This window comes from Mycobacterium florentinum, assembly GCF_010730355.1.
Lineage (GTDB): Bacteria > Actinomycetota > Actinomycetes > Mycobacteriales > Mycobacteriaceae > Mycobacterium > Mycobacterium florentinum.
The window spans coordinates 2,920,833-2,934,145 of the sequence record NZ_AP022576.1; the positions used below are offsets into that span (position 1 = coordinate 2,920,833).

Here is a 13,313-nt window from a genome sequence, read left to right on the forward strand (position 1 = left end):
CTCAGGCGTAGACGTCGGCCAGCACCGCCAGCGTCAAAATGACTGGCAGTATTGGCAAGTCGAAGGCGAACGCCGCCCACAGATACTTGCGGCGCCGCCGCAGCAAGAAGCCCCAAATCACGGCGAAGACGCCCAGCAGCACCGATCCCAGCAACACCAGCGGACCCCAGTGGCCCGCCGTCGCGTTGTCACCGGCGAGCGAGATGGCAACCAGCCACAGCACATAACCGGTAGCGGCACCGCCGAGGGCACCCAGAATGGTCTCGCCGCGAACCATCGGCTAGAAGTTGATCATGTGGCCGGTCAGGCCATGGAAGCACTCTTGCAGCGCCTCGGACATGGTCGGGTGGGTGTGCACGTTGCGGGCCAGCTCGGTGGCGGTCAGGTCCCATTTCTGGGCCAGGGTGAGCTCGGGCAGCAGCTCGGAGACGTCGTGGCCGACCAGGTGTCCGCCCAGCAGTTCGCCGTACTTGGCGTCGGCGACCAACTTCACGAAACCGCTGGGGTCGCCCACACCATGCGCCTTGGCGTTGGCGGTGAACGGGAATTTGGCCACCACCACGTCGTAGCCTTCGTCGCGGGCCTGCTCCTCGGTCAGCCCGAAGCTGGCGACGTTCGGTTGGCAGAAGGTCGCGCGCGGCAGCATCCGGTAGTCACCGAGCGCCAAAGTCTCTGCGCCGGCGATGGTTTCGGCCGCGACCACGCCCTGCGCCTCGGCGACGTGGGCCAGCTGGAGCTTGCCGGTGACGTCGCCGATCGCGTAGATGTGGTCGACATTGGTGCGCATGTAATCGGTGATCCCGATCGCCCCGCGATCCGTCAGCGCGACGCCGGCCTTGTCCAATCCGTAGCCCTCGATGTTGGGTGCAAAACCGATGGCCTGCAACACCTTTTCGGCCTTGAGCTCCTCCGACTTACCGTCCTTGCTGACCGCCACCCGAACCACGGAGCCGTCATCGGTGATGGACTCGACCTTGGTCCCGAGCAGGATCTTGACGCCCAGCTTCTTGAACTGCTTCTCGACCTCCTTGGAGACTTCGGCGTCCTCGTTGGGCAGCGCGCGGGGCAAGAACTCCACGACGGTCACGTCGACGCCGTAGTTCTTCAGCACGTAACCGAACTCCATGCCGATCGCCCCACAGCCCGCGATGATGATCGATTCCGGCAGCTCGCGGGACAGGATCAGTTCCTCGTAGGTGACCACGTTTTCCGACAGCGACGTACCGGGAACCAGGCGGGTGCTGCTGCCGGTGGCGATGATGACGTTGTCGAACGTGACCGTTTCGGTACCACCGTCATTGAGATCGACCGACAGCGTGTGCGGGTCGGTGAAGCGGCCGTAGCCGTGGATCTCGGTGATCTTGTTCTTCTTCATCAGGAAGTGCACGCCGGCGACGCGGCCCTCGGCCACTTTGCGGCTGCGATCGAAGGCGACCCCGTAATCGAATGAGGCCTCGCCGCTGATGCCAAACGTCTTGGCCTCTTTGGTGAAGATGTGCACGAGTTCGGCATTGCGCAGCAACGCCTTGGAGGGAATGCAGCCGACGTTGAGGCAGACTCCACCCCAGTACTTCGGTTCCACGACCGCGGTGTTGAGGCCTAGCTGCGCGGCGCGAATCGCTGCGACATATCCGCCGGGACCAGCTCCAAGGACAACGACGTCATAGTGAGAAGTCACGAGCCCACACTAGTGGGCGAGGACTTCTGGCCGCACTGCAGCGTGGGTCAATACGGGATGACGCCGAGCAGACAATGACCCGTGCGCGCGCAGTAGTAATAGCCGTACAGGGGGGCCGCGGCGGCGACAGAGGCAAACGGTCCCGACATCACCGCGATGGACAGTGCGGAGATCAGCGGCCGGCCCTGCACCATTGCCAGCATCACGCCGCCGACGGTGCAGGCAACGACGTAGACCAGCGCCATGAACACCGCCGGGGTCTTGTCGATCGTGTGGTACCACCAGTAGAAGAGACTCAGCCCGACCAGGGCCGTCGCGGCCCACACACCGAGGATCACCAGGGCCAATTTCCACCACTTCAGGTACTGGTAGCGGCCGGGCACGGTAACCGACTGCACCGACTGACCGGCGGCGTCCGGATCCGGATCGGCAACCTCGCCGGTAGCAGCGGGCGTCTTGGCGTCCCCGGCGTTCTTCGCGTCCTTGGCGTCGGCTTTGTCGGGCTGCGCAGCGAAGGATATGGGCTGCGAGCCGGTGTCGTCGAAGTTCGGGATGAACGGCACCGAGTGCTCACCGGTGTCGCTGAAATCCGGGACGAACCCCCGCGTGCCGGTGTCCTCGAAGTCCGGAACGAACGGTTCGGTCCCCGGGTTGGTCACATGGTCGTGCTCGACCTTTTTGTCAGCCATGGGAGGTCACTTCGATCGCGACCAGCACCCCGAACCAGCCGGGACCGATCGCCAGAATGAACGCGCCCAGCGTCGTGACCCAGCGACGGCCCGAGAACAGGATCGTCAGCAGCCCGATCACACCGGGCAACCCGAGGACCAGTGCGATCACCAGGTCGGGACGCACCCGGGTATGGACCAGCACGGTCAACGCCACCCCCGCCAGCAGCCCGACCGCGGCGCCGACCAGCATCGCACCGGCCAGTAGCCAGGGCCGGGGTAACGGGATCACCTCATCGAGCGTACTGAGTCACGGACTACGAGTCGGGCACGTTTCCGGCACGGCTTTGTCAATAACCGGGCCCCGCGTCGACGGCCGCTCGCCCCCCTCGTATGCGGCTCCGGTGATCACGGGCACGGCTTCTAGCTGGGCTTTTTCCTCGTCGGTGAAGACGCGGCCGCGACTGAGAAACCGCATGCCCTCGGGTGCTTCCAGGCTGAATCCGCCGCCGCGGCCGGGCACCACGTCGATGACCAGCTGGGTGTGTTTCCAAGTCTGGTACTGCGGGCCCGAGATCCACACGGCGACGCCGTCGGCTCCCACGTCCAGCACGCCGAGCAGGACGTCGCGGTCACCGACGAGAAAGTCGCCGCACGGGTAGCACATCGGCGACGACCCGTCGCAGCAGCCGCCGGACTGATGAAACATCACCGGGCCGTGGCGGTCCTGCAGGCGAGCCAGCAATTCGGCGGCGGCAACGGTGATGACCGCGGTCGCCGGGGCGCTCATCAGAAGAAGCCCTGCGCCTTGTCGGCGTAGGACACCAACAGGTTCTTGGTCTGCTGGTAATGGTCGAGTGCCATCTGGTGGGTCTCGCGGCCGAACCCGGATTGCTTGTAGCCACCGAAGGCCGCGTGCGGCGGGTACACGTGATAGCAGTTCACCCACACCCGGCCGGCTTTGATCTCGCGACCGGCGCGATACGCGACGTTGCCGTTGCGGCTCCACACCCCGGCACCCAGGCCGTAGAGGGTGTCGTTGGCGATGCTCATCGCGTCGTTGAAGTCCGTGAACGACGTCACCGTCACCACCGGCCCGAAGATCTCCTCCTGGAACACCCGCATCTTGTTGTTGCCGGAGAAGATCGTCGGCTGCATGTAGTAGCCGCCGGACAGATCACCACCGAGTTCGGCACGCTCACCGCCGGTGATGACCTTGGCGCCCTCGCCCTTGCCGATCTCGACGTAGGACAGGATCTTTTCCAGCTGATCGTTGGAGGCCTGCGAGCCCATCATGGTCTCGGTGTCCAGCGGGTCGCCTTGCCGGACCGCTTTGGTCCGGATCGCGGCCAGCTCCAGGAACTCGTCGTGGATGTCGGACTGGATCAGGCTGCGCGACGGGCAGGTGCACACTTCGCCCTGGTTGAGGGCGAACATCGTGAAGCCCTCCAGGGCCTTGTCCTGGAAGTTGTCGTTGGTGGCCATCACGTCGGAGAAGAAGATGTTGGGGCTCTTGCCGCCAAGCTCCAGCGTGACCGGGATCAGGTTCTGCGACGCGTACTGCATGATCAGCCGGCCGGTGGTGGTCTCCCCGGTGAACGAGACCTTGGCGATCCGGTCGCTGGACGCCAGCGGCTTGCCGGCCTCGACGCCGAATCCACTGACGATGTTGACCACGCCCGGCGGGATCACGTCGGCGATCAGCGACATCAGGTAGAGGATCGACGCCGGCGTCTGCTCGGCGGGCTTGAGCACCACCGTGTTGCCGGCGGCCAGCGCCGGCGCCAGCTTCCACGCGCCCATCAGGATCGGGAAGTTCCACGGGATGATCTGCCCGACGACGCCGAGGGGCTCGTGGAAGTGGTAGGCGACGGTGTCCTCGTCGATCTGCGAGAGCGAACCCTCCTGGGCCCGGATGGCCGCGGCGAAATACCGGAAATGATCGGCGGCCAGCGGGATGTCGGCGGCCAGCGTCTCGCGGATCGGCTTGCCGTTGTCCCAGACCTCCGCGAGGGCCAACGAATCCCGGTTCGCCTCAATGCGATCGGCGATCTTGTTCAGCACCGCGGCGCGCTCGGTCGGCGAGCTCCTTCCCCACGCCGGGGCGGCCGCGTGCGCGGCATCGAGCGCCTTGCTGACGTCGCTCTCGTCGGAGCGCGCCACTTCGCAGAATGTTTGGCCGGTCACCGGCGTCGGGTTCTCGAAGTAGAGACCCTTGGCGGGTGCGACCCACTCACCCCCGATGAAATTGTCGTACCGCGATTCGTACGACATCAGGGCCCCACTGGAACCCGGGCGTGCGAAGACAGTCATTTGCTCGACTCCCGTTCTGCTTCACCTGTAATACAGCTCACATTACCGCTGGGGCCACAATGGCTGCCATGACAGCAGAGGTTGCCTGACCCATGACAGCTGAGCTTGCCCGGGACCCCAACTCGCCTGACGACCCGTACCTGTGGCTCGAGGAAGTCACCGGCGAGAAGGCGCTGGATTGGGTGCGCGCACGCAACCATCCGACGATCGCGGAGTTCTGCCGCGGCGAGTTCGAGGCGGACTTCGAGCGGATGCGCGCCGAGGCGCTCGAGGTTCTCGACACCGACGCCCGCATCCCGTACGTCCGTCGCCGCGGCGAGTACCTGTACAACTTCTGGCGCGACGCCGCCAACCCCCGCGGATTGTGGCGGCGCACCACGCTGGACAGCTACCGTGGCGACTCCCCTGAGTGGGACGTGCTGATCGACGTCGACGAACTCGGGCGCGCCGACGACGAGAAGTGGGTGTGGGCCGGCGCCACGGTGATCGAACCGGAGTTCACCCGTGCCCTGGTCAATCTTTCCCGCGGCGGCTCGGACGCGGTGATCGTGCGCGAATTCGACATGCTCACACGCGAATTCATTCCCGACGGGTTCACGCTCCCGGAAGCCAAGTCGCAGATCGGCTGGGAAGATCCGGATACGGTGCTGGTCGGAACGGACTTCGGCGCCGACTCGCTGACCGAATCGGGATACCCGCGCATCGTCAAGCGCTGGCGTCGCGGCACGCCGCTGCGCGATGCCGAGACTGTCTTCGAGGGCACGCGCACCGACGTCAGCGTGTCGGGAAGTGCCGACCGGACGCCGGGATTCGAACGCACCTTCGTCGGTCGCGCGGTCGACTTCTGGAACGAAGAGACTTACGAAGTCCGTGGGCCGGAACTGATCCGCATCGACGCCCCCACCGACGCGAGCGTGTCGGTGCACCGCGAATGGCTGCTGATCGAGCTGCGTACCGATTGGACCTTGGACGACAATGCCGGCGCCACCTATCGCGCCGGCTCGCTGCTGGCAGCCCGTTACGACGAATTCATGTCTGGGACAAAAGATTTGAGTGTGGTCTTCGAACCCGACGAGCACACCTGCCTGCATCAGAGCGCGTGGACCCGGGACCGGCTGCTGCTCGTCACGCTGGCCGACGTCGCCAGCCGGGTCGAAATCGTCACACCCGGCAGCTGGCAGCGCGAACCCATCGCCGGAATCCCGCCGGCGACCCACACGGTGATCGCGGCCGCCGACGATACGGGTGACGAATTCTTCTTGGATTCAAGCGGATTCGACATGCCCTCGCAGCTGGTGCGGGCCACGGATGGCGAACACCTGGAAGAGATCAAGTCCGCCCCGGCATTCTTCGACGCCGAAAACCTGGATGTGCAGCAGTATTTCGTCCCGTCGAAGGACGGCACGTTGATCCCCTACTTCGTGGTGCGGTCACGAGACGCCGAAGCGCCCGGCCCCACCCTGCTGGGCGGCTACGGCGGATTCGAGTCGTCCAAGACACCCGGGTACAGCGGGGTGCTGGGCCGGTTGTGGCTGGCCCGCGGCGGTACCTACGTGATGGCCAACATCCGCGGCGGCGGCGAGTACGGGCCCAGCTGGCATACCCAGGCGATCCGCGAGGGCCGGCACAAGGTCGACGAGGATTTCGCCGCGGTGGCAGACGATTTGGTGCGCCGGGGCATCACGACCGTCGAGCAGCTGGCCGCACAGGGCGGCAGCAACGGCGGACTGCTGATGGGCATCATGCTGACCAAGTACCCGGAGAAATTCGGCGCCTTGGTCTGCGACGTGCCACTGCTCGACATGCGGCGCTACCACCTGTTGCTGGCCGGCGCGTCGTGGGTCGCCGAGTACGGTGACCCCGACAACCCGGACGACTGGGAGTTCATCTCCAAATACTCCCCCTACCAAAATATTTCGGCGACACGCCACTATCCGCAGGTGCTGTTCACCACGTCCACGCGCGACGACCGGGTGCACCCGGGCCACGCCCGCAAGATGGTGGCCGCGCTGCAGGCCGCGGGCCATCAGGTCTGGTTGTACGAGAACATCGAGGGCGGGCATGCCGGCGCGGCCGACAATGAGCAGGCCGCGTTCAAGGCGGCGCTGAGTTATTCGTTCCTATGGCGGACGCTGGGAGGCCACGCGTGAAGATCCTCGACATCATTGAACTCGGCATGGTGATTGCCGGCCTGATCCTGATCGGTGCCGGCTGGGCGCAGGCGCGTTTTCGCTTCATCGCCCAGCGCCGCAAGGCCCGGTACTTCTACTGGGGAACCTCGGCGCTCGGCATCGTCTTGTTCGGCTTCGGAACCGGACAACTGTGGCCGAACGCCGTCATCACGACGCTGATCTTCACCACACTCGTGGTGGGATCGGCCTACTTCACGACGCCGTACCTGAAGATCGGCGACCAGATCTACGCGTCCACTCCGGAAAACCGCGAGCCCGACCCGCCGGTCGAATAGCGCACACTGGGGCCATGTCAGTATCCAAGCCCGACTTCGAGACGCTGCTGTACAAGACCGCGGGTCCGGTCGCCACCATCACGCTGAACCGCCCCGAGCAGCTCAACACGATCGTCCCGCCGATGCCCGACGAGATCGAGGCCGCCATCGGCCTGGCCGAACGGGACTGGGACATCAAGGTCATCGTGCTGCGCGGCGCCGGCCGCGCCTTCTCCGCCGGCTATGACTTCGGTGCCGGCTTCCAGCACTGGGGCGAAGCGATGATGACCGACGGCAAGTGGGATCCGGGCAAGGACTTCGCATTCGTCACCGCCCGCGAGATCGCGCCGTCACAGAAGTTCATGGCCATCTGGCGGGCGTCCAAGCCGGTGATCGCGCAGTTGCACGGCTGGTGCGTCGGCGGCGCCAGCGACTACGCGCTGTGTGCCGACATCATCGTCGCCAGCGAAGACGCGGTGATCGGCACCCCGTACAGCCGGATGTGGGGCGCCTACCTGACCGGCATGTGGCTGTACCGGCTGAGCCTGGCCAAGGCCAAGTGGCACTCGCTGACCGGCCGGCCACTGACCGGCGTTCAGGCCGCCGAGATCGAGCTGATCAACGAGGCGGTGCCGTTCGAGCGGCTGGAGGCGCGGGTCGCCGAGATCGCCGCCGAGCTGTCGCAGATCCCGCTGTCGCAGCTGCGGGCACAAAAACTGATCGTCAACCAGGCCTACGAGAACATGGGACTGGCCTCCACCCAGACGTTGGGCGTCATTCTGGACGGCCTGATGCGCAATACTCCGGACGCGCTCGACTTCATCAACACCGCCGAAACCCAGGGCGTACGGGCCGCGGTGGAGCGCCGCGACGGCCCGTTCGGCGACTACAGCCAGGCACCGGCTGACCTGCGGCCCGACCCCTCGCACGTCATCGTCCCTGATGGCGAGGCCTAGTAAGCCGGACTAAAAGATGACCAAGGCTCGCCCGCAGGCTTTCCGAAGTGCTACCGTTATCTCTATGTCTCGGCTGAGTTCGTGCGTGCGCGCAGGCGCCGTTTTCCTTGCAATGGGTATGGCCGCTGTGACCTTCCCGACGACCGCGTCCGCGGACTCCACGGAGGACTTCCCAATCCCCCGCCGGATGATCAACACCACCTGTGACGCCGAGCAGATTCTCGCGGCGACCCGGGACACCAGCCCGGTGTACTACCAGCGGTACATGATCGACTTCAACAACCACCCGAACGTCCAGCAGGCGACGATCGACAAGGCGCACTGGTTCTACTCCCTGTCACCGCAGGACCGCCGCGGCTACTCGGAGAACTTCTACGCGCCGGTCTCCGACCCGCTGTGGGTGGCCTGGCCCAACCACATGAAGATCTTCTTCAACAACAAGGGTGTCGTCGCCAAGGCGACCGACGCCTGCGCGCAGTACCCGGCCGGCGACATGTCGGTCTGGAACTGGGCGTAACTCCCCGCACTCACCAATTGACCCCGGGCCCGGCCCGGGGTCAATTGCTTTTCCTCCCCCGGTTGGGGGACAACCGAATCATCCGTTGTCAGGCCGCTCGGTGGATGTCTGGCGGCCGGTCCACGGGGAATAGTCGTGGCCATGCGCACCGCGACCCCAGCCACGACCGCAACCACGACCCTCGACTGGCGTGACCTCGTCGGCGCCTGCGACGCCCCGACCACCCGCATCGTGCACGTGCACGCACGCGAGGCCGGGCTCATCGTCGACATGCTGTGCGTGGTTCGCGGACAGCACGTCGAGCCCGAGGCGCGGGTGAAGGTCGGGCGACTTCGCCGCTACCCGGGCACGCACTGCCGCACCTGCGGCGAGTCGGTGCACGCGGCGAACGACGTTCTGCCCCAAGTGGTCGCGCTGTAGCGCGTCAGTAGTGCGGTGAGCTCACCCGCAACAGATCGGTGCTCTGCGAGTCGGGCGACTCACCATTGCTGCCCCGGGCCACAACCTTCGGCAGCATGTGGGCACGAACCGCCGAACGAGGTCCGTAGGGCCGCAGCATCTGGCTCGCCGGACGCGTGCGCACCTGGGTCGGCCACCAGAACCAGCGGCCCATCAAGGCGGCGACCGACGGCATCATGAACGAGCGCACGATCAGGGTGTCGAACAACAGACCCAGCGCGATGGTGGTTCCCACCTGGCCCATGACCCGTAGCGGGCTGATCGCAAACGTCGCCATGGTGGCGGCGAACACCAAACCGGCGGACGTCACCACCGCGCCGGTGCCGGCCATCGACCGGACGATCCCGGTCTTGATGCCGGCATGGATCTCCTCCTTGAACCGGGAAACCAGCAGCAGGTTGTAGTCGGATCCCACCGCCAACAGCAGGATGACCGACATCGCCAGCACCATCCAGTGCAGTTCGATGCCCAGGATGTCCTGCCAGACCAGCACCGAGAGACCGAACGAGGCCCCCAACGAAATCAGCACCGTCCCCACGATGGTGATCGCGGCGACGAGGCTGCGGGTGATGATCAACATGATGATCAGGATCAGGCTGGCCGCCGATATTCCGGCGATCACCAGGTCGTACTTGGACCCGTCACGCATGTCCTTGTAGACCGCGGCCGTGCCGCCCAGCCAGATCTTGGAGCCCTCCAACGGCGTTCCCTTGATGGCTTCCTTCGCCGCCAACTTGATCGGGTCGACGTGCGAAATGCCTTCGGGCGTCGCCGGAGGGACGTCATGGGAGATGATGAACCGGGCCGCGTGGCCGTCGGGGGACAGGAACATCTTCAAGCCGCGCTTGAAATCGGGGTTGTCGAAGACCTCCGGCGGAATGTAGAACGAGTCGTCGTTCTTGGCCGCGTCGTAGGCCTGACCCATGGCGGTCGAGTTCTGGCTCATCACGTCCATCTGGTCATACATCGAGTTCATCGAGCTGTGCATCGTCAGCATCATCTGCTTCATCGTCTGCATGGTCGCGATCATCGGCGGCATCTGTGCCAGCATCTGCGGCAGCAAGGCGTCGAGCGCGGCGATGTCGTCCGTGAGATAGGTGAACTTCTCCACGATCTGATCCAGCCCGTCGAGCGCGTCGAAGATCGACCGCAGCGACCAGCAGGCGGGGATGTCGAAGCAGTGCTTCTCCCAGTAGAAGTAGCTGCGGATCGGGCGGAAGAAGTCGTCGAAGTTGGCGATGTTGTCGCGCAATGTGGCTGTGACATCCAGCATTTCATGCGTCAGGCCGTCCATGTGGTGCGTCACGGCGGCCATCTTCGCCGTGATGTCGTACATGCGCCGCATCGTGTCGATGGACATCTGCATGGCATCGGCCTGCTTCAGCATGTCATCCATGCGCTTCTTCATGTATTCCTGGTTTTCGACCTGCGTCGTGTTCTGCATGCTGATCTGGAACGGGATCGACGTGTGCTCGATCGGCGCTCCCAGCGGCCTGGTGATCGTCTGGACGCGGGCGACACCGGGGATGTGGAAGACGAAGCGCGCAATTCTGTCCAGTACCAACATGTTTGCCGGATTCCGCATGTCGTGATCGGTCTCGATCAAGAGCAGCTCCGGATTCATTCGGGCGTTGGAGAAATGCCGCTCGGCGGCCTCATAACCGACGACCGCCTTCGTGCTCGAAGGCAGGTATTGGCGGTTGTCGTAATTCGTCTTGTAACCGGGCAGCGCGAGCAGGCCGATCAGCGCGATGCCGATCGACACGGCCAGGATCGGCCCGGGCCACCGGACGATGGCGGTGCCGACGCGACGCCAGCCGCGGGTCCGCATCTTCCGCTTCGGGTCAAACAGGTGAAAACGACTGCGGCTGCCCACCGCCAAGATCGCCGGACCGAGCGTGAGCGCCGCGAGAACGGCGACAAGCGTCCCGACCGCGCACGGGACGCCCAGGCTCTGGAAGTACGGAAGCCGGGTGAAGCTGAGGCAATACATCGCACCGGCGATGGTCAGGCCGGAGCCCAGCACCACGTGCGCGGTGCCGTGAAACATGGTGTAGAACGCCTGTTCTCGGTCCTCGCCGAGCGATCGCGCCTCCTGATACCGGCCCAGAACGAAGATCGCATAGTCGGTGCTGGCCGCGATCACCATCAGCACCAACAGGTTCACCGCGAAGGTCGACAGGCCGATGATGTCGTTATGCGCCAGAAACGCGACAACCTGGCGCGCCGCGAACAGCTCGAGCACCACCATCAGCAGGGTGACGAACATGGTGACAAACGATCGGTAGACCCACAGCAGCATGATGACGATCACCGCGAACGTGAGCAGGGTGACCAGGATGACGCCCTTGTCGCCTGCTGCCGACTGATCGGCGGTCAGGGCCGCCGCACCGGTGACGTACGCCTTGACCCCGGGCGGCGCGGGCGTGTCGTCCACCAGCTTGCGGACCGCCCGGACGGAGTCGTTGGCCTTGGTCTCGCCCTGGTTACCCCGCAGATACACCTGCACATAGGCGGCCTTACCGTCCGAACTCTGCGAGCCGGCCGCCGTCAGCGGATCGCCCCAGAAGTCCTGCACGTGCTCGACGTGCGTGGTGTCGGCCTCCAGCTTCTTGATCAGCTGGTCGTAGAAGTGGTGGGCGTCGTCGCCGAGCGGCTGTTGGCCCTCCAGCAAGATCATGATCGCGCTGTCGCTGCTGAATTCGTTGAACACCTTGCCGACGCGTTGCGTCGCCTGCATCGAGGCCGCCTCCTTCGGGCTCATCGGCACCGTGTGTTGCTTGCCGACCGTTTCCAGGTCGGGGACGAACATCGACAGGAATACGACCAGCCCGACCCAGCCCAGCAAGATCAACAGCGCGAACTTGTACACCGTCCGCGCGAAAAACGGCATGTGGGGAAGCCCGACTGCCTCGTTCCTGCCCACGTGGACATCACCGTTGCTGGTCATGCGGACTTCACTATGCAAAAGGTTTCAGCGTTCACGCCGGTGACCGACCTTTCGTCTTTGACCACGTCGTTGACGATGATTTGGCAGCCGATCTGGTCCCCGTCGGTCTGGGCGACGACGTTCACGCTCACCGACGGCAGCGTCGTGGTGACCGCGAGCGTCCAGGGCAGCGGCACGTTGTCGATCCGCCGCGGCTGGGCGTTGATGTCCAGGTAGTTGATGTTCGCGGTGGAACCGGTCCCGTAGACCTTGTAGACGACGTGCTTGGGGTTGAACGGCTTGATGTCGTCGAGGCTGCTGCTGCCGATCCCCGACGTGTCGTGGTTGCCGAAAAAGGAGCGGAGGCGAAGGACGCAGAACGCCGCCACCGCGATGACCACCGCGATGACCACCAGGATCCACAGCCGCTTCACCGCGTTGGCGACAGGCGCCTTCGCCACGCGATCACCTCCCGCTAACCGGGCGGCCGGCCGCCCGTCGGATTGTGCAGCGATTGATTTGGTGCGCGAAGTACCGAAAACGCGCCTGGGCGCGAGCGCGCGGCCCGGTCGGATCCAGGTTCGGCCTCGACTCGACCGCGCCCAGTTCGCACATCCCAATCTGCTTTCTGCTCATGGTGATTCGGCAAGGAGGCCGGTGCAAGTGGCGGTGAGCACCCGGGTGAGTGCGGGGGCGAATTCGATGTTCCATTCCTCGGGCGGCCCGGCCTCCGGCTCGTCGGCGTAGGCATCGGTGAGCCGCTCCGGCGGGTTGGCGATCTGCCAGAAGGCGGCGGCCAGCGAGTAGGCGGCGATCATGCTGTCGAACGCACCGGAACGGCCGAGCTTGGGCAGCGCGCGCTCGATGCCGTCGGCGAGGGCGACCGCGGCAGCCGAGATGGTTCGCCGGATGTCGACAACCCGCTCCACCTCGACCTCGTGCTCGAGGTGCAAGTGCAGGTTCGCGAGCAGGTCGCAAAACAGCGGATCGGCGGCCAGCCCGTTGGCCAGCGTTTCGGCCACCCGGGCCGGCGACATCGGACCCGGCTCGGCCAGCTGCTCGCACACGGTGCCCGACCATCGCACCCAGCCCTCGGCGGCGAGATGAAGCAGAACTTCCTTGTGGGAAGTGAAATAACGGCGCACCGCCGAGTAATGAATGCCGGCGCGACTGGCAACGGCGGTCAACGTCACCGAGGCGACGCCCGTCTCGCAGGCCAGGGTGCGCGCGGCTTCGACGAGTGCGGCCGCACGTCGGCGCTTGTTCTCTTCCGTGCGCGCGCGCTGAAATGTGAGTTGCGCCACCGACCGAGCGTAACGCACACCATGTGATTTGTATAACGCACAT

14 protein-coding genes are annotated in these 13,313 nt (G+C 65.2%); 5 read left to right on the top strand and 9 right to left on the bottom strand.

Translation table 11 applies throughout. From position 1 onward, the window contains the following. Position 1: 1 nt before the first annotated feature. The 6 genes from G6N55_RS13795 to exaC are packed head-to-tail and all read right to left on the bottom strand — an operon-like array spanning position 2 to position 4,659. Positions 2-277 carry a hypothetical protein gene (locus tag G6N55_RS13795; protein WP_085222758.1) on the bottom strand — a complete coding sequence of 92 codons (276 nt, stop codon included), beginning with the start codon at positions 275-277 and terminating at the stop codon, positions 2-4. A 3-nt stretch (positions 278-280) separates the two neighbouring features. Then, positions 281-1,678 carry a dihydrolipoyl dehydrogenase gene (lpdA, locus tag G6N55_RS13800; protein WP_085222757.1) on the bottom strand — a complete coding sequence of 466 codons (1,398 nt, stop codon included), beginning with the start codon at positions 1,676-1,678 and terminating at the stop codon, positions 281-283. A 47-nt stretch (positions 1,679-1,725) separates the two neighbouring features. Continuing rightward, on the bottom strand, positions 1,726-2,367 hold the full coding sequence (locus tag G6N55_RS13805; protein WP_085222756.1) for a hypothetical protein: 642 nt from the start codon (positions 2,365-2,367) through the stop codon (positions 1,726-1,728). Next, a complete protein-coding gene (locus G6N55_RS13810) occupies positions 2,360-2,638 on the bottom strand; it encodes a putative holin (protein WP_179968150.1) in 279 nt (92 codons plus the stop codon). The genes G6N55_RS13805 and G6N55_RS13810 overlap by 8 nt, the downstream gene beginning before the upstream one ends. Before the next feature lie 18 nt (positions 2,639-2,656). Beyond that, complete coding sequence (locus G6N55_RS13815) at positions 2,657-3,136, bottom strand: DUF779 domain-containing protein (protein ID WP_085222755.1); 480 nt, start codon at positions 3,134-3,136, stop codon at positions 2,657-2,659. Then, positions 3,136-4,659 (bottom strand): acetaldehyde dehydrogenase ExaC, encoded by a 1,524-nt coding sequence (gene exaC / locus G6N55_RS13820; RefSeq protein WP_085222754.1) that lies wholly within the window; start codon positions 4,657-4,659, stop codon positions 3,136-3,138. Before exaC ends, G6N55_RS13815 begins: the two co-directional genes overlap by 1 nt. Positions 4,660-4,751: 92 nt before the next feature. Between exaC and G6N55_RS13825 the strand changes: the two genes are divergently transcribed. From G6N55_RS13825 to G6N55_RS13845, 5 genes are all read left to right on the top strand, one after another. Further along, positions 4,752-6,809: a prolyl oligopeptidase family serine peptidase gene (locus tag G6N55_RS13825; protein ID WP_085222753.1), complete on the top strand. Its 2,058-nt coding sequence runs from the start codon at positions 4,752-4,754 to the stop codon at positions 6,807-6,809. After that, a complete protein-coding gene (locus tag G6N55_RS13830) occupies positions 6,806-7,126 on the top strand; it encodes a hypothetical protein (protein ID WP_232079003.1) in 321 nt (106 codons plus the stop codon). Before G6N55_RS13825 ends, G6N55_RS13830 begins: the two co-directional genes overlap by 4 nt. Positions 7,127-7,140: 14 nt before the next feature. Next, positions 7,141-8,061, top strand: a complete 921-nt coding sequence (locus tag G6N55_RS13835; RefSeq protein WP_085222751.1) for a crotonase/enoyl-CoA hydratase family protein — start codon at positions 7,141-7,143, stop codon at positions 8,059-8,061. 64 nt (positions 8,062-8,125) lie between these two features. Continuing rightward, positions 8,126-8,578, top strand: a complete 453-nt coding sequence (locus tag G6N55_RS13840) for a DUF5078 domain-containing protein (protein WP_085222750.1) — start codon at positions 8,126-8,128, stop codon at positions 8,576-8,578. 141 nt (positions 8,579-8,719) lie between these two features. After that, on the top strand, positions 8,720-8,998 hold the full coding sequence (locus tag G6N55_RS13845; protein ID WP_085222749.1) for a hypothetical protein: 279 nt from the start codon (positions 8,720-8,722) through the stop codon (positions 8,996-8,998). 4 nt (positions 8,999-9,002) lie between these two features. On the opposite strand, the gene G6N55_RS13850 is transcribed toward G6N55_RS13845, so the two are convergent. The 3 genes from G6N55_RS13850 to G6N55_RS13860 all read right to left on the bottom strand — a co-directional run bounded on the left by G6N55_RS13850 (position 9,003) and on the right by G6N55_RS13860 (position 13,288). Further along, the gene (locus G6N55_RS13850) at positions 9,003-11,930 is read right to left on the bottom strand and encodes an MMPL/RND family transporter (RefSeq protein WP_139826903.1); all 2,928 of its coding nucleotides are present in this window, start codon (positions 11,928-11,930) and stop codon (positions 9,003-9,005) included. Positions 11,931-11,983: 53 nt separating this feature from the next. Next, complete coding sequence (locus G6N55_RS13855) at positions 11,984-12,427, bottom strand: MmpS family transport accessory protein (RefSeq protein ID WP_232079004.1); 444 nt, start codon at positions 12,425-12,427, stop codon at positions 11,984-11,986. A gap of 171 nt (positions 12,428-12,598) precedes the next feature. After that, positions 12,599-13,288, bottom strand: a complete 690-nt coding sequence (locus G6N55_RS13860; RefSeq protein WP_085222747.1) for a TetR family transcriptional regulator — start codon at positions 13,286-13,288, stop codon at positions 12,599-12,601. Positions 13,289-13,313 lie beyond the last annotated feature (25 nt).